The organism is Acinetobacter sp. 24-47-47 (genome assembly GCF_057737035.1).
Window position 1 is genome coordinate 328,288 of record NZ_CM173216.1, and the last position, 17,171, is coordinate 345,458.

Genomic DNA, 17,171 nt, shown 5'->3' on the forward strand with positions numbered 1-17,171 from the left:
CGATATTGTAAATCACAAGTTAAAATTCTTCATCTCGACAAACATTAATTTGGTTTTGCGAGTGCTTAGCGCGTCGTTCTATAGAACTTACTTCAGAATCAATGGTTTCATCTAAACTTTCTGAAAGTGGTTGATGTTGTTGAGCATCATTTTCAAAAATTTGTTCGAGTTCCGCTAAGAAATTTCGATAGCTTTCAAAGACTTTTTGATCATCCGTATAGATGCGTTGTTGCTCAGCTAATAGACGCTCATCATAGTCTCTAAATATTTCAATACTATGTTGAGCATGTTCTTGACTTAAACCTAACGCGGTTAAGGTGCGAAATGCCATACCGAGTGAAGATAGAAAAGTTTCACGCCAAATATGCTCAATGCCTAAGTCTTTAAGTAAATGCATATGATGTCGATCACGGGCACGGACGATGAGTTTGAGCGTTGGATAATTCAAACGTAAATGGCGAGCAATATTCATCGACATTTCCACATCGTCTACAGCAAGTACAAATGCCTTAGCATGCTCGATGCCTGCAGATCTCAATAAATCAGGGGAGGAGGCGTCTCCATAATAAATTTTACCACCGTACTTTCTCACAAAATCAATTTTTTCTAAATTATTATCAATGGCTGTAAAGCTGACATGATTGAGATAAGCAACGCGCGCCACTATTTGTCCGACGCGTCCAAAACCTGCAATGATTAATGTTGAATGAGTGTCTGGTAATGGGACATCTTCAGCGCTATCAGTCTTTCGATCAAGATATGGAATGAGCCATCGTTGTGCAAGCCAGAAAATGACAGGGGTGAGTGCCATCGAAATTGCAATGATCAGAATCGTAGGGGATAACACTGCTTGAGTAATTAAACCTTCGGTATTCGCAACAGCTAAGATTACATAAGCAAATTCTCCTCCTTGAGCAAGACAAATGGCAATCAATACACTGGTTTTCCATTGAAATTTAAAATATCGTGCGATTGCAACCATGCTTAATATTTTTATGATGATCAGCACGAATGCCCCACCAAAAATGAATAGCGGCTGATCTACGAGGAGATCAATCGGTGTTATCATGCCTACGCTCATAAAGAATAAACCGAGTAATAAACCTTTGAAGGGTTGAATGCTCGATTCCAGTTCATGGCGAAACTCAGAATCCGCGAGTAACACACCTGTCAGAAAAGCACCGAGCGTGGTGCTTAATCCGAGCATATCCATAAACAGAACGACAGCTAAAACAATGAAGAGTCCAGCAGCCGTAATGAGTTCAGTTGCACCGCTCTGTACAATGAATCTAAAAAATGGTCGCATTACATAGCGACTAAATAAAAATAAGCCAGTAAACGTTGCAACAACAGCGGCAAAATAAGCAATACCATGATGTGTAGACTGATTTCCCGCGAGTAGGGGAATCAGGGCGAGTAAAGGAATAGCGGCAATATCTTGAAACAGTAAAATAGAGAAAGATTGCTGACCATGCGCGGTATTCAGCTGCTGCTTTTCTGCAAGTAATTGCATGACAAATGCTGTAGATGATAAAGCAAGGGCAAGACCAATTACGACACTAGCAGCAAGATGCTGTTGGAAGAACAGCCAAATGGTTGCGACAAGAATTATACCTGTGATCAAGACTTGAGCACTTCCAATCACAAATATAGAGTGACGCATATTCCACAAGCGCTGAGGGCGTAATTCTAGGCCGATTAAGAACATCAAAAAAATCACGCCGTACTCAGCTAATTTCATTAATGTTTCGGCATCATTGGTCACATTCAATGCACTTGGACCAAGTAATATTCCTGTAAACAAATAACCTAAGACTGTCGCAATACCAATTTTTTTTCCGAGCGGAACAAAAATTAATGCGGCAGCTAGAAAAATTGTGATTTGTAACAACAATGGCATTGGCCTTCCCTAAAGTGGAATGTTGGACTGATGAAATTGTAATCGTGTCTGCTTTAGCTGTGTAAATTTAATTCAGGTCTTCGACTTTGATAATTTAACTCTATTCATGATTAGCTTAGCTCTTGAGGATCTATATCAATACTGAGCTTCATCGTTGAAGGTTTTTGTTGAAGCACAAATGGCCACCATTCTCGTATATAGAAATGCATTTTTGCACGATCTGATGACAATAAAACCACATGTGCCTGATAACGCCCAGCCTTTCGCTCCATTGGCGCAGGAATTGGACCCCAAATCTCAATCAGCTCACCAGTATGTTGTTGGAGCGATTGTGTCATATTGGTTAAAAAATTGAGATTTTCTTCCTGACTACGCGATTCACAACGTATTAATGCTGCATAGCGCATTGGAGGGAGTAAAGCAGCTTGACGATCATGAAGTGTTTCACGAGCAAAAGCACGATAGTCTTTATTAATGAGCGTGTTGAGTAGAGGGTGATCAGGTCGTAAAGTTTGTAGATAAACCTCACCTTTTTTTTCACCTCGTCCTGCACGACCTGCAACTTGAACAATCAATTGGGCTGTTCGTTCCGTTGCTCTGAAATCAACACTGAGTAGGCCACTATCAATATCTAAGATTGCAACTAAGGTTACATACGGAAAGTGATGGCCTTTGGCTAACATTTGCGTACCAAGTAAAATCATCGGTTTACTTTGATGAATTTGCTCGTAAATTTTTTGCCAACTCCCGACACGGCTCGTGGAATCACGATCTACTCTGACCACAGGAAAGTCTGGAAATAAAAGTTGTAAATTCTCTTCAACTTTTGCCGTGCCCATTCCAATAGGCTTCAAGGTGTGTTGCTGACAAGAGGGGCATTGATCAGGCAGTCGATTAATTGTCCCACAGTGATGGCAATGCAGGTGCTCATATGGTTTTTTATGAAGCGTAAAATGTGCATCACAATGGGGACAATTGGCTTGCCATCCACAGCTTTCGCAGATCAGGACAGGTGCATAACCACGTCTGTTTAAAAAGATCAGTACCTGTTCTTCTTGATTGAGTCTTTTTTGAATTTCTTTAATGAGTTGTTCGCTTATACCATGCTGTTTTTGAGCAATCTTTAGATCAATTAAATGAATTTTAGGTAAGCTTGCACCTGCGGCACGTTCATCGAGTTTCAGAATCGTTAATTTTTTTTGCTCCACCAAATGATATGAGTCAATACTTGGTGTTGCTGAGCCAAGGACAATGGGGCATTGCTCTAAATAAGCGCGATAGAGAGCAACATCACGTGCATGGTAGCGAAAACCTTCTTGTTGTTTGAATGACAGGTCATGCTCCTCATCTAAGATAATGAGCCCTAAATTTGGCATGGGGGTGTAAATCGCAGAGCGTGTACCTAGAATAATGGAGGCCTTCCCTGTTTGAGCATATTGCCAAGCTTGGAGGCGCTTTGTGTCATTCAGTCCGGAATGCAACAAGACAATATTGCAGTGAAAGCGAGATTGAAATCGACTGATAGTTTGAGGGGTTAAGCCAATTTCTGGTACCAGTACCAATACTTGCTGACCTTTTTGTAAAACCTCTTGCATGACTTGCAAATAAACTTCAGTTTTTCCGCTTCCAGTTAAACCATCGAGTAAAAATGCTTGATAGCGATTTTGTGCTTTTAAAATGGATTGAATTGCTTTTTTTTGATCATCATTTGCAGTCAATGGCATTTGAGCCAGCTGTACAGGTTCAGGACTAAAGTCCTGCTGAATCAATTTACATTCGACGATTTCTTTCTTTTCAAGCGCTTTTAATGTTGCTGTTTCCACACCACTCAAATTCAGTATCGTCTCGGCAGTCCCTTGAGGGTGTAGCTTTAAAATTTTATAAGCCTCTTGTTGTTTTAAAGATCGAGCCACTTTCTTTTCAGCGTCTAAATTTAAAACTTTCCAAGAGTGAGCTAATAAATTATAGGGTTTACCCTGCCTTAAAAATGTCGGCAAAGTGGTATGCATGACTTCCCCAATGGGGAATTGATAATATTGAGCAGACCACTGCGCGAGCTGAATGATCGTAGGATTGAGTATGGGTTGCAGATCCAAGATTTCAGTGATGGGTTTCAGTTTGATTTTCGGATCTAATGGCGTTTCCGGTGCGATCTTTTCAAGTACGATTCCGACTAAGTTTTGACGACCAAACGAAACAAGAACACGCCCACCTATGTGTATAGTTTGGTATTGTTCTGCAGAAACTTCATAATCAAAACAATCATATAGATAAACTGGCACCGCGATGCGCACTCGATAAACAATTTGGCTTAATTCTGAAATATTTGTCATATATAGTCGTCAATCAATATGGTGAAAACTTATCGTGGATAACCAATGCTTGTGATAGAGTGTTCAAGTTGTTGCAAGTGATCAATATGAATGAAGAGAACGGTCTAAGGCAACTCTTAAGACATCATAATTAGGAAAATTAGAGCATTATCATGCCCGCATATCAATATACTGCCATCGATGCTTCAGGAAAGCAGCAAAAGGGTGTGCTAGAAGGTGATTCAGCCCGACAGATTCGACAACAGCTTCGGGATAAACAATGGATTCCAGTACAAGTTGATGCTGTAGAACAAAAAGACAAGCATCGAACTGGTGGTTTTTTTCAAAAAAAATTTACAGCTTATGACTTAGCTTTGATGACTCGCCAATTATCCGTATTAGTTGCAGCGGGGATCCCACTTGAGGAAGCATTAAGAGCAGTTGCCAAACAAAGCGAAAAAGCTCACGTGCAAAATTTGATGTTATCTGTAAGATCAAAGGTTTTAGAAGGTCATTCCTTGGCTCAAGGGATGCAACAATCTGGCAGATTCCCTGAACTTTATATTGCAACGATTGCTGCTGGTGAGCGATCAGGACACTTAGATCTTATTCTCGATCAATTGGCTGATTACACTGAAAATCGCTTTGCGATGCAAAAGAAGATTCAAGGTGCAATGATTTATCCTATTATTTTGATGTTGATGTCTTTCGGTATCGTGATGGGACTCATGACCTATGTAGTGCCAGACATCGTTAAAACCTTTGACCAAAGTAAAGATGCGCTACCTTGGATTACGGTTGCTTTAATGAAAGCCAGTGATTTTATACGTCAAGCTTGGCCATTTGTATTGGTCGCGTCGGCGTTGGGATTCATTATATTGGTGCGTTTTTTAAGGACTGCCGCAGGGCATTATGCTTTTGATCGTCTCACGTTGAAGTTGCCATTATTTGGAAAACTATCACGAGGTATTAATGCAGCCCGCTTTTCAAGTACCTTATCTATCTTAACGCAATCTGGTGTTCCTTTGGTCGACGCGTTGAAAATTGGTGCAGCAGTAAGTAGCAATTGGGTTATTCGAGATGCAGTCAATGTCGCGGCTGAAAAAGTCACAGAGGGTGGAAATCTGGCGACGCAACTTGAGCGCTGTGGTTATTTTCCACCGATGATGGTGCAAATGATCAAAAGTGGTGAAGCCTCGGGTGAGTTGGATCGAATGTTAGAAAGAGCTTCGACGATGCAAGATCGAGAAGTTACTACATTGATCTCAACATTATTGGCGTTGTTGGAACCACTAATGTTGGTGTTAATGGCTGCGATAGTATTGGTGATCGTGATTGCTGTCATGTTGCCAATCGTCAACATGAACAATATGATTTAAACAGATTCAATAAATTCTAATAATGAATGAAATAGCGAGTGAAAATATGCGAAACAAGATGAAAATGCGAAAACAATCTGGTTTTACCCTGATCGAAGTGATGGTGGTGATTGTGATTTTAGGTGTGCTGGCAGCACTGATTGTGCCTAATGTCATGGGTCGTGGTGAGAAAGCTAAGGTTGATACCACAATCATTACGCTGAAAGGTGTTGCAGGTGCATTAGATCAATACAAATTAGACAATAACCAATATCCATCGATGCAAGATGGTGGCTTGGATGCCTTAGTCAATCAACCAGCTTCAGCAAAAAATTGGTTACCTGGTGGTTATGTGAAGGGTGGTTATCCTAAAGATAGTTGGGATAATGATTTGCAATATGTGATCCCTGGTTCGGAAGGTCGTGCATATGATCTTTATTCATTCGGCGCAGATGGAAAGCAGGGTGGTGAAGGAAATGATGCTGATATCTTTTACACACCATAAATGAAAATCATTATTAAAAACCATTCATGGTATTAATCACTTCACTTAATCGAATTAATAAATATTGAGTGAAGTGATAATCTTTATTATTTGTAAATATTAACCCAAGTCATTGATAATTATAATGTTTATAAATAATTGGTTTTTGAGATTTATAATAAGAATTATTCCCATATTTAATGGTTACAAGAAACAGAAAATATGAAGAAAATTAGGCTTTTTATTTTAATTTTTCCCTGCATAATGGAGCCAACAGATTAGCTTGATAATAAGGGGGAATGATGAAAGCATTAATATTGTCAGATGAAATCAATTTATTTCATTGGACTGTGCTCAAGTCTGCACTGCTTATTTTGAGCTTATTGCCTATTAGTCATCTATTTATTGATCTTTGGTCAAATGCAGATGCAAGCAGTCAAATCATGATCGGATTTATGGCGATTAGTGTATTTAGTGCGATTACGATTTTAAGTTTTTATAGTGCACTTAAAGCATCTGTTTTGACGCTGTCTGATGTATCTTCAACATTTGAAGCGCTGCTCATTAAAATTTATCGATCTATTCCGATGTTGAGTTTGATGGCAATGCTGTCTTACCTCACAACACAAATTTAAAAAAACCGAGCATATTTGCTCGGTTTTTTTGATATAGAACGTATATTTGATTTGAACCAAGTGTTATCGACGAGATTTAAAACTGACATCGACAACACGTGGTCTAAAGAACCAACCCATCACCAATAAAATCAATGACAATCCCAATATTGGCCAATCACTGAATCTCGTATACCAAGTTTGCCCTTCCATTGCAGGTAGATCACCACGAAGAACCGCTTTTTGATCAATTGGGGCTTGGCTGACGATTTCCCCTTTGTGGTTGATAAAAGCAGTTACACCTGTATTGGTTGCACGAATAAACCAGCGTCCATTTTCTTTTGCTCGCATTTGTACCATTTGTAAATGTTGCCACGGACCAGCCGTACCCGTAAACCACGCATCATTTGAAACGGTGACGAGGAAATCACTATTTAGTGCATTGCGTCGGGTTAGGTTCGGATAGGCAACCTCATAACAAATCGCAGCAGCTAATTTGTGGTTGTGAATTGAAAAAGGAGCTTGATCCTGCGGACCACGTGAAAAACCGCTCATTGAAGGATCATTTTGAAGCGCAGGTAACACCCAACTTAACAGGCCAGACAGCGGAATATATTCACCAAAAGGAACGAGACGCTGTTTTTTATATAAGCCTGTAGCTTCATCACCAGATGCTATCATGGAGTTGTAATAACGCGGATAACCCAATGCCTTAGATTCATTTAAATCCCAATAAGGAATGCCTGTTACCCAAGCTGTGTTGGTACTTTTGGCTTGCTGATCCATTGCATCTAAAAAGGGTTCAATATCTGATTGAAACATTGGGATAGATGATTCAGGCCAAACCACCAAGTCACGTCCCCATTCTGATCGTGTTAATTGTGCATAGATTTCAAGTGTCTTTACTTGATACTCAGTTAACCACTTTAAATCTTGAGGAATATTACCTTGGATTAAAGAAACGCTCAGCGGTGCTGATTTTTTTTCTTCTACAAAAGTTAAATAGGATGCGCCCCATGCACCTAGCAATACAATTGAAACTGGAATAGCCCAAAAGTAGCGTTTTCGTAGGAGTTCAACAAGTGCAGATGCAATGAGAATGACCACGAAAGAAACTGCAAATACACCAAATAAAGGTGCATAGCTATCTAAGAAACGCTCGGTAAAAGCATAACCTGCAAATAACCAAGGGAAACCAGTAAATACCCAAGTTTTTGCCCATTCAAAGAATACCCATAAAGGGGCAAAAGTAAGTGGTGTTTCTGGAAAGAATCGACGATATATCCAAGTTTGTATTGCTGTAAATAGCCCCATCACCAAGGCCATAATCGCAATCATGATGACACTTAAAAACGCAGATGTATCACCATACACATGGATAGAAGTGTATAACCAGAATGCACCAACAAACCATAAACCAAAACCGTAAGTCCAACCGATGAGGAATGCTTGTTTAGGATTTCGCTTACTGAGTGTGGCATATAGCAATGCTGGCGATAATATTGCCAGCCACCACCAATAAAAAGGTGCAAGTGCGAGACTAAAAGTCGCACCTGCTGTTAAAGCAATAAGGAGTGGATAAATGAAAGGTAATGATTTTTGTTTTTCTGAAGGACTCAATAATTTTTGAAAATAGGCTCTCATTTACGCACAGCTCGAATCAGATGGATAGTACGGACATCTGCTTCCACAATGGTAAATTCCCAATCTCCCAATTCAATCACTTGGCCTTGAAGATCGCTGACTAAACCAATTTCTTGCAGTAATAGTCCACCCACAGTTTCCACTTCATCATCGGAAAATTCAGCATTTAAAACATTGTTAAAATGTTCAATTGGTGTAAGTGCTTGAACTAACCACGTGTTACTACTGTCGCTGGTTTGATCTGGAACGATGAAATTGGCTTCTTCATCGACATTGTCATGTTCATCTTCAATTTCACCCACAATTTCTTCAAGAATATCCTCAAGTGTCACTAAACCCGAAGTAGAACCGTACTCATCAATCACAATCGCAATATGTGTTTGAGTGTTTTTTAGCATTCGGAGCACTTGATCAGAACGCGCGCTTTCAGGCACAAAGATCGGTTGGCGCATCAGCGAATGTACATTTACTTTCGAATCACGATCTTTTAAGAAAGGTAAGAGGTCCTTTGCCAAAAGGATACCAATGACGTTATCAGGTTGATCTGTTGAAAATACAGGGAAACGTGAGTGCGCTGACTCGATGAGAACATCAAGAATATCCAATAACTCATCATCTTCTTGTAAGCTGACCATTGAAGTTCGTGGCGTCATGACTTCACGAATTTTAGTCGCTGGAAGGTCAAAGATTCCCTCGAGCATCGCTACTGTATCTGGTTCGAGTAGTCGACGTGAATCTTGTACAATTTTTAACAGTTCATCTCGGGTTTCTGGGGCTGTGCCTAACCATTTGCGTAAGCCACGCATACCCCACGATGTACCTGATTCCTCTTGCATGATCTTTCCTAAAGACTCTTCAATTGAAAAAATAAGTTTTAATCATACCGAAGAAAATACGCTTGTCTATTGGTAAAATTTTGATTCCTAATGATCTATTTGATCATAGACCACTGTATTTGGAGTCTTTTTCTGAATTTGGGAGTGAAAAGATTGAATTATGATAAAATAATCGCCCAATCTTTTAAGGGCGATATTGAATGTCTGATTCTCAAGTTCAACCTCAAATCCAGTTGAATACACGTGGTTTACGTTGTCCAGAACCGGTGATGATGTTACATCAAGCCATTCGTAAATCTAAGTCTGGTGATGTGGTGGAAGTATTTGCAACAGATAATTCAACTTCTTGGGATATTCCTAAATTCTGTATGCATCTTGGTCATGAATTGCTGTTGCAAGAAGAACGTTTAGATGACAATGGGAACAAAGAATTTCATTATTTGGTAAAAAAAGGTTAGCCCGTCGTGAATTAACGGTTGAAACAATTCATATCGTTTAAAATTGATTTTTTCGTGTACAATTTGGGTTAAGAATATCTAAATAATAATGATTAACTCATTTTGACATGAAGAATTTCATCAATAATATTCAGCGTACGATTGAACAGCTCGGTCTAACTGCCCAAAACAGAGCCCTCCACATCCAATTCAGTCATTCACAGCTGAATAGCCAAGTCTTCCTACAACGCATCGATGGCAGCCATGCCCTCAACGAAGGCGTGCAAGCAGAACTCGTCTGTCTCTCGACCAATGCCTTAATTCCACTCAAACAATTCATCGGCACACAAGTGGCCGTCGATCAAGTCACTGATCAAGGCACCCTGTTTAGAACCACTGGCATCATCACCGAAGCCTCACAAGGACAAAGCGATGGGGCACTGACCCTCTACAAACTTACGTTTAACGATGCAACTTCACTTTGGCACAAACGCCGCAACAGCCGCGTATTTATGAACAAATCCGTGGTCGAAGTGGTCGAAATCCTCTTTGAAGAATGGCAAAACAAAAGCCCACTCTTTGCCTCTAGCCTCAGCCTAGACCACAGTGGATTGCAACAACAATACGACATCCGACCCTTCATCATGCAAAGCAACGAAAGCGACTACGACTTTCTGACTCGCTTACTACGCAGTGAAGGCATTAACTGGCTCATTGATGAAGCCCAACCGATTGTACCGAGCAACAACAGCCCGATCGAAGCACAAAAGCTCCGCCTGATTGATGACAACAGCCAATACCAAGCGCTTAACCGACGCAACATCCGCTACCACCGTAGTGATGCGACAGAACAATTTGATACCATCACCAGTTTTATCGGACAACGCAGCTTACAACCCACCGCAGTTCACCTACAACGCTGGCAAGCCACAGCCCTCGAACAAGAAGAAGGCGCAGGCTCAGTCCAAAGCAAACACCAACACAGTGACCACCAAGACAATGCCAGCCTAGGCCTCGAACAAGCATGGCACATCAGCCCTGCATGGATCCAGGACCTCAAAGGCGAAGACCAAGCCACCGCCTCAGGCAACAGCCAAGTCGAAAAACTCAACCAACACCTCAGCGACTACTACGCCGGACAAAGCAAACAATTCATCGCCAAAGCCAGCGTCAGAGACAGCCAAGTCGGCTACTGGTTCAAACTCGATGGACACCCAGAAATTGCACAACACAGCGGAGCTGACCAAGAATTCCTCATTGTTGGCAAACGCTACTACAACCAAAACAACCTACCCAAAGACTTAGACCAACAAGTCCAACAACTGCTACAACGCAGCCAATGGACGCCAAAACACAAGACAAACACCAACCAAGCAACCCACAAGGATCAAGAACGCCAAGCCAGCGAACTCATCCTACAACGACGCAACATCAAAACCGTACCCGAATACAACCCCTTACAACATCGACCCAGCACCCATCCGCAACGCGCCAAAGTGGTGGGACCTGCAGGAGAAGAAATCCATGTCGATGAATGGGGACGCATCAAAGTACGCTTCCTGTTTACCCGAGCAGAAGACCACCAATTTGATGGCGGTGCAGGCAGTAACAACAACGATACCGATTCAGCTTGGGTCGATGTACTGACCCCATGGGCAGGCGAAGGCTATGGCGCACGCTTCCTTCCTCGAATCAATGAAATCGTGGTTATCGACTTCTTTGACGGCAACATCGACCGTCCCTTTGTGGTGGGCCGCCTACATGAAGCCCAACGCAGCCCAACCCGATTTGACAGTCAAGGCCAACTGCCGGACACAAAAAAACTCGCAGGGATTAAAAGTAAAGAAGTCCAAGGCGAAGGTTATGGACAACTCCGCTTTGATGACACCACAGGACAAATCTCCACCCAACTGCAAAACACCCACGGGGCGAGCCAACTTAACCTAGGGAATCTCAGTCATCCCAAAGCAACCGCAGAAAGTGAAGGACGAGGCGAAGGCTTCGAACTCAGAACTGACCAATGGGGTGCAGTACGAGCGGGCGAAGGCATACTCATCTCCACCTACAAACAAGAACAAGCCAAAGCAAACCATTTAGATGCAAGCGAAGCCAAACAACAACTCGAAAGTAGCTTAAACAACGCCAAAGCCTTAAGTGAAGTGGCAAAAAATCAACAAACTGATCCACTCAGCTTACTCGAAAACCTACAGGGCTATCTCAAGAACTTAGAGAGCGAAGACCAAAGCAAAGCCGCGGCTTTTAAACAAGCGATCATGCTCTTGGCTTCACCAAGCTCCATTGCCGTAGAAAGTAACGAAGACATCCACCTCAGTGCAGATGGGCAGATCAACCAAATTGCACAAGGAAGCATTAACACCAGCACCCAAGACAGCATCATCGGACATGCCAGCAAAAAGATCAGTTTATTTGCAGCGCAAGAAGGGGCACGACTGTATGCAGGCAAAGGCAAGATTGAGATTCAAGCGCAAGGGGATGGTGCTGATCTGATTGCTAGAAAGGGTGTGCAGATTATTTCGACGGAGGCAAATGTCGATATCACCAGTGCGAAAGAAATCGTACTGACCGCAGGTGGTTCACAGCTAAAAATAAACGCTTCAGGGGTATTTCCTACGACTGGCGGTAAGTTTGAGGTTAAGGCAGGGCAGCATCAGTTTGTGAATGGAAAGAATGTATCAGCAAAATTTCCAGCTTTACCTACCTTTAAATTATTACCTAATAAAGTGGAATTAAAATACATTTATGATGACTTAAAACCTGTTGCACAAGCTCCATTTAAACTGATTTTTGCTGATGGTTCTGCCCAAGAAGGTGTATTGGATGCCGAAGGTTATGCCAAAGTCACTATTCCTAGTGATAAAACTCAACCTAAAGTCTACTATGGCTTTAGTAGTGTTGAGGCGAAACCAGATAGAGAAAAAATTGATAATCCTTTTAAAGATCAAAAAGTGATGAGTGTTAGTGAAGCTGAACAACTTATTGAGCAATACAACCAACAAGAATTAGATGCATTATTAGATGAATATTTCCCTGATGAAATTGAAGACATGCTCATGTCGAATAATATCGAATACGATGATCATGTAAGCGATTATGAAGAACAATTAATACCACAACAAAATAATGTAGATGATGCAATAGCAGATGATTTAGAAGAAATTTTACTTACAGATGATTCTACTTCTAGATTAGACCTAGGAGATAAACAATGAATACTGCCGTAGCCAAGGGTTCAACGCAAGCTGTAAGAGTAACAGCTAAAGGGGAAGAATCGGCGGCTCAATGGATTAAAGGTGTACTTGATGGTAGTGGCTCCAGTCCCGCTCAAATTATTGTTGCAGTTGTGATAGGTTGTATACCCTTTGTTGGTCAAGGCGTTGATGTCGGGAATGTGATTGTCTCAGTCGTTAAAATATCAGAAAAGCCAGATAATAAAGAGAATTGGTTTGATTTGGTATTTAATCTTGTTGCATTTGTTCCAATTGCTGGTGATGGATTAAAAATTGTTTTTAAACAATTGCGTTCAGGTAAAGCTATGGGAGCTATTTTGGATGCAATACCAAGCAAAACATTACGTGGTGATGTAGATAAATGGTTTAGAACCTTAAATTGGAATACATACACAAGAGAGCTGCAAACAACTAGTAATAAAATTATTGATGGTTTAATTGGCGTTTTTGATAGTTGGATGACACGAGCTGTTCTCGGCAATGCTAAGTTAAAAACATTAGTAACTCAGCTTCAGCAAATGAAGAAAGTTGCCAATCAAAAAATTGATATGGTTATGAAAGAAATGCAAGCAGCCCATAAAAAGGCACTAGCAACTCCTTATCCTAACACTACAGCTAGAGCTCCAATTACGACTCGAACACCGACAACAACCAGTAGACCAAATCAAAATCCAGCCCCACGAACTCAGCAAAATGGCAATGTTCCAAGAAATACTGGTGGTAATAATGCAAGTCCAGGGCGTCAAAATACGTCAACTAAACGGCAACAATTAAAACGTAAGCGAAGATCGAATCAAGAACTTGGTTCAGGTGGTGAGCACATTACGGATTATTACTATGTAAAACGCATGAAAAGTCGCTCTAAAATTAATAATAATGGCGTGCTGTACGAATATCACGATACGGGTCATAACGGACTTGATCATGTATGGCATAGTGCTCGACTAGCACATAAGTATCGTATTACAGACAGTAAAGCGACCAATGCACTAAGCCATAGAACACTCATGACACCAAAGGCAGCCATGATGGCATTGAAAATGGGTCTCGATGTTTATATGGCATCAGACCAAGATGATAAGGTTAAGCGTTCAGTGGGGACGACTGTGAGTGATGGTGTGCAGATGTCGCATTTATGGATTGCTAGTAAAATAGATTCAGCCAAAATAGTATCAAAACATGACAATTTATTGGATAAAATAGAAGATTGGCGACGAGTTAAATTCAAACCATCCACAGAAAGAAAACTAGGTAAAACCATCGCAATTCGATGCCCATATGATCGAAGTTTGGTCACTATTACTGGTGATAAATTCGATCATCATGAAAAATGTAAAGGCTTAAATAAACCTAAGTGTACACGGACAGTAACTGCACACGGTATTAAATTAGAATTTGTTTTACCAAACGAGATGTTGGAGAGATGAAAGTATGTCAATACAAGTAAATGATCAAGAAATAGATTGGCAAAAATGGTTGAGTTTAGAAGTAAAAGATACAAGTTTATTTAGAGATAAGTTGCTTGAGCAAGAAATGTATCACAAGAGATTTGATACGTTTGTTAATGGTATATATACAGTTGTTGATGGATTTAGCCATTATAAAAATGATTCTAAATTTGGTGGATATATAGCATCTGGTCATCAAAGATTAAAAGATGTTCTGAACTTGATATCTTTACAATATTCAGCAGGCGGGGATTTAAATTTTATAAAAGAACTTTATCCATATCTTCTTCATTGGACAGAAGAATATGCTGAAACGAGTCATCTTTATAATTTAAGCCCTGATGCAGGTGGACGTTATGTCTGGCATATTTCCTTGGGAACTGAAGATTATTGGTATATTGCTTTACGACTGATATGCTTTGGTTTACTGACAGGGTATGCAGATCAAATGAGTCGAATTATGACGATTATCGACTACACAGAAGCAACGCCTGAAGGACAAGAAAAAGATGGCTTAATCGAGCGATTGGTTGCTCCATTTGTAACAGATCGAGGCATACCACCAAATGAAGCACGTCGTCATTTACCTTATCGTAAGCTCATTAAAGTTTTTGATACTGCACCTGAAAAACGTCCAGCGATGATGTTGCAATACTTAGAAGATTGGTATGAAGCCAGTCGGCGTGAACCATACTTTGAACAGCACCCAGAAACCGACTTAAGATCTGGTAGGAGTTATTATGGTTATTGGTCATGGGAAGCAGCAGCAGTGACATGGCTATTAGATATTGATGACACCATTTATCGAGAGCATCAATTTTATCCAAAAGATTTAGTCGATTTTGCTAAAGCACAATCAGAAAAAGTACAAGCACAAGATTCGGTAGAAAAAATTAAAGTACGAGGCGGTGAAAAATGTTCTAAAACTGGTTTTTGGACGACACCTGCTCAGCCAAATCAACGTCTGCACTTTAATAAAGGTGACATTTTACCAATGCTTTCAGAACAAGACTGGGGTCAAGTATATTGGTATTTTGATGGTGAAGAATAAAACTATATCGCTCAAGGGGAAACTTTCGTATTTATCGAAGTTTAATAAAAAACCCGCTTACGCGGGTTTTTTGATCTCAAACGAGATTACATATTCGGATAGTTCGGACCACCCGCACCCTCAGGTACAACCCAAGTAATGTTTTGTGACGGATCTTTAATATCACAAGTCTTACAGTGAACACAGTTCGCAGCATTAATTTGGAAACGCTTAGAACCATCATCATTTTCCATGATTTCGTATACGCCAGCAGGACAGTAGCGCTGAGCAGGCTCATCCCATTGAGGAAGGTTAACGTTTACTGGAATTGATGGATCAGTTAATTTTAAATGCGCTGGCTGGTTTTCTTCGTGTACTGTATTTGAAACAAACACTGAAGATAAACGGTCAAATGTAAGCTTACCATCTGGTTTTGGATAGTTTGGTTTGAAGTTCACTGCATCAACAGTTTTTAAAGCACTGTAGTCAGGTGTCAAATCACGTAAAGTGAACGGAACTTTAAATACATTTTGATCGATAAAGTTGAATGCACCACCGAAGAATGTACCAAACTTATGCATTGCAGGGCCAAAGTTACGAGCATTATATAACTCTTCTTTTAACCAACTGTTGTTAAATTTCTCTGTATATGACGTTAACTCTTTAGCAAAGAAATCTTCGCCTTCTGTCACACGAGCAATTGCAAGGTCACCGCCTTTTTCTACACCAGCTTTAATTGCTTCAAATACAGCTTCACCACATAACATGCCTGATTTCATAGCTGTGTGTGAACCTTTAATTTTTGCAAAGTTCAAGAAGCCAGCATCATCACCAATTAAGCTTCCACCTGGGAAGGTGAATTTAGGAAGAGAGTTAAAACCACCTTTAACCACTGCACGTGCACCGTAAGAAATACGTTTACCGCCTTCCAATACATCTTTAATTAATGGATGTGTTTTCCAACGTTGCATTTCCATGAATGGATACATATGAGGGTTTTGGTAAGATAAGTCGACAATCATACCCAATGATACTTGGTTATTTTCAGCGTGATATAACCACCAACCACCAGATGAACCAGTTTCAGTTAAAGGCCAACCCGCACCGTGCATGACTTTACCTGATTTGTGCTTCGCTGGATCGATTTCCCAAAGTTCTTTAATACCGATACCGTAATGTTGAGGATCAGCGTCTTTATCTAAGCCGAATTGAGCGATTAGGCGTTTACCTAAATGACCACGGCAGCCTTCAGCGAATAACGTGTATTTCGCATGGAGCTCATAGCCTGGGGTAAAGTTATGTGTTGGCTCACCATCTTTACCAATACCCATATCACCTGTTTGGATACCTTTTACAGTACCATCAGCATGATACAGAATTTCCGCTGCTGCGAAGCCCGGGAAAATGGATACTTCAAGCTCTTCAGCTTTTTGTCCTAACCAGCGTACGACGTTACCAAGAGAGATGATATAGTTACCGTCGTTGTGCATTGTTTTAGGCACAAAAGCATGAGGCATTTTTTGAGATTTTTGATCTGAAAGAAGGAAGTACGTTTCATCTTCTGTAACAGGTACGTTTAAAGGCGCACCTTCTTCTTTCCAATTTGGGAACAATTCATTAATAGCGCGTGGTTCAAGCACAGCACCAGAAAGAATATGCGCACCTACTTCAGAGCCTTTTTCAACGACACATACAGATAAATCGTTGAGGTTGTTTTCAATTGCAAGTTGACGGATTTTGATCGCAGCTGAAAGACCCGCAGGGCCCGCTCCAACGATTACAACGTCAAACTCCATCGATTCACGTTCGATGTGTTCCATAAAGGACTCCTCATAAAGTAAAGGGTGGCAACCGATAATT

12 protein-coding genes are annotated in these 17,171 nt (G+C 40.8%); 7 read left to right on the top strand and 5 right to left on the bottom strand.

All coding sequences use genetic code 11. The features are described 5' to 3' along the window. Positions 1-19: 19 nt before the first annotated feature. Together AC1M9E_RS01445 and AC1M9E_RS01450 are read right to left on the bottom strand one after the other, a co-directional pair. The gene (locus AC1M9E_RS01445) at positions 20-1,900 is read right to left on the bottom strand and encodes a monovalent cation:proton antiporter-2 (CPA2) family protein (protein ID WP_488224966.1); all 1,881 of its coding nucleotides are present in this window, start codon (positions 1,898-1,900) and stop codon (positions 20-22) included. A 110-nt stretch (positions 1,901-2,010) separates the two neighbouring features. After that, positions 2,011-4,233 (bottom strand): primosomal protein N', encoded by a 2,223-nt coding sequence (locus tag AC1M9E_RS01450; protein ID WP_488224967.1) that lies wholly within the window; start codon positions 4,231-4,233, stop codon positions 2,011-2,013. A 152-nt stretch (positions 4,234-4,385) separates the two neighbouring features. On the opposite strand from AC1M9E_RS01450, the gene gspF reads away from it, so the two are divergent. The 3 genes from gspF to AC1M9E_RS01465 all read left to right on the top strand — a co-directional run bounded on the left by gspF (position 4,386) and on the right by AC1M9E_RS01465 (position 6,689). Further along, entirely contained in the window at positions 4,386-5,591 is a 1,206-nt protein-coding gene (gspF, locus tag AC1M9E_RS01455) for a type II secretion system inner membrane protein GspF (protein ID WP_481590406.1), read from the top strand. Positions 5,592-5,649: 58 nt separating this feature from the next. Beyond that, entirely contained in the window at positions 5,650-6,075 is a 426-nt protein-coding gene (gspG, locus tag AC1M9E_RS01460) for a type II secretion system major pseudopilin GspG (protein ID WP_228143111.1), read from the top strand. A 281-nt stretch (positions 6,076-6,356) separates the two neighbouring features. After that, the gene (locus AC1M9E_RS01465) at positions 6,357-6,689 is read left to right on the top strand and encodes a hypothetical protein (RefSeq protein WP_481591450.1); all 333 of its coding nucleotides are present in this window, start codon (positions 6,357-6,359) and stop codon (positions 6,687-6,689) included. Positions 6,690-6,752: 63 nt separating this feature from the next. On the opposite strand, the gene lnt is transcribed toward AC1M9E_RS01465, so the two are convergent. Continuing rightward, positions 6,753-8,312, bottom strand: coding sequence for an apolipoprotein N-acyltransferase (gene lnt, locus AC1M9E_RS01470; protein WP_481610847.1), 1,560 nt, complete (start codon positions 8,310-8,312; stop codon positions 6,753-6,755). Next, positions 8,309-9,148, bottom strand: a complete 840-nt coding sequence (locus AC1M9E_RS01475) for a CorC family transporter (protein WP_035264074.1) — start codon at positions 9,146-9,148, stop codon at positions 8,309-8,311. The genes lnt and AC1M9E_RS01475 overlap by 4 nt, the downstream gene beginning before the upstream one ends. A 200-nt stretch (positions 9,149-9,348) precedes the next feature. Between AC1M9E_RS01475 and tusA the strand changes: the two genes are divergently transcribed. The 4 genes from tusA (at position 9,349) to AC1M9E_RS01495 (ending at position 15,332) form a co-directional block, all read left to right on the top strand. Next, entirely contained in the window at positions 9,349-9,606 is a 258-nt protein-coding gene (tusA, locus tag AC1M9E_RS01480) for a sulfurtransferase TusA (protein ID WP_035264077.1), read from the top strand. 107 nt (positions 9,607-9,713) lie between these two features. Next, positions 9,714-12,815, top strand: coding sequence for a type VI secretion system Vgr family protein (locus AC1M9E_RS01485; protein ID WP_488224968.1), 3,102 nt, complete (start codon positions 9,714-9,716; stop codon positions 12,813-12,815). Next, positions 12,812-14,260, top strand: coding sequence for a hypothetical protein (locus tag AC1M9E_RS01490; RefSeq protein ID WP_481608144.1), 1,449 nt, complete (start codon positions 12,812-12,814; stop codon positions 14,258-14,260). Before AC1M9E_RS01485 ends, AC1M9E_RS01490 begins: the two co-directional genes overlap by 4 nt. 4 nt (positions 14,261-14,264) lie before the next feature. Next, entirely contained in the window at positions 14,265-15,332 is a 1,068-nt protein-coding gene (locus AC1M9E_RS01495) for a PoNe immunity protein domain-containing protein (protein WP_481608145.1), read from the top strand. Between the two features lie 86 nt (positions 15,333-15,418). On the opposite strand, the gene AC1M9E_RS01500 is transcribed toward AC1M9E_RS01495, so the two are convergent. Further along, positions 15,419-17,131 (bottom strand): electron transfer flavoprotein-ubiquinone oxidoreductase, encoded by a 1,713-nt coding sequence (locus AC1M9E_RS01500; RefSeq protein WP_481608146.1) that lies wholly within the window; start codon positions 17,129-17,131, stop codon positions 15,419-15,421. Positions 17,132-17,171: the final 40 nt, after the last annotated feature.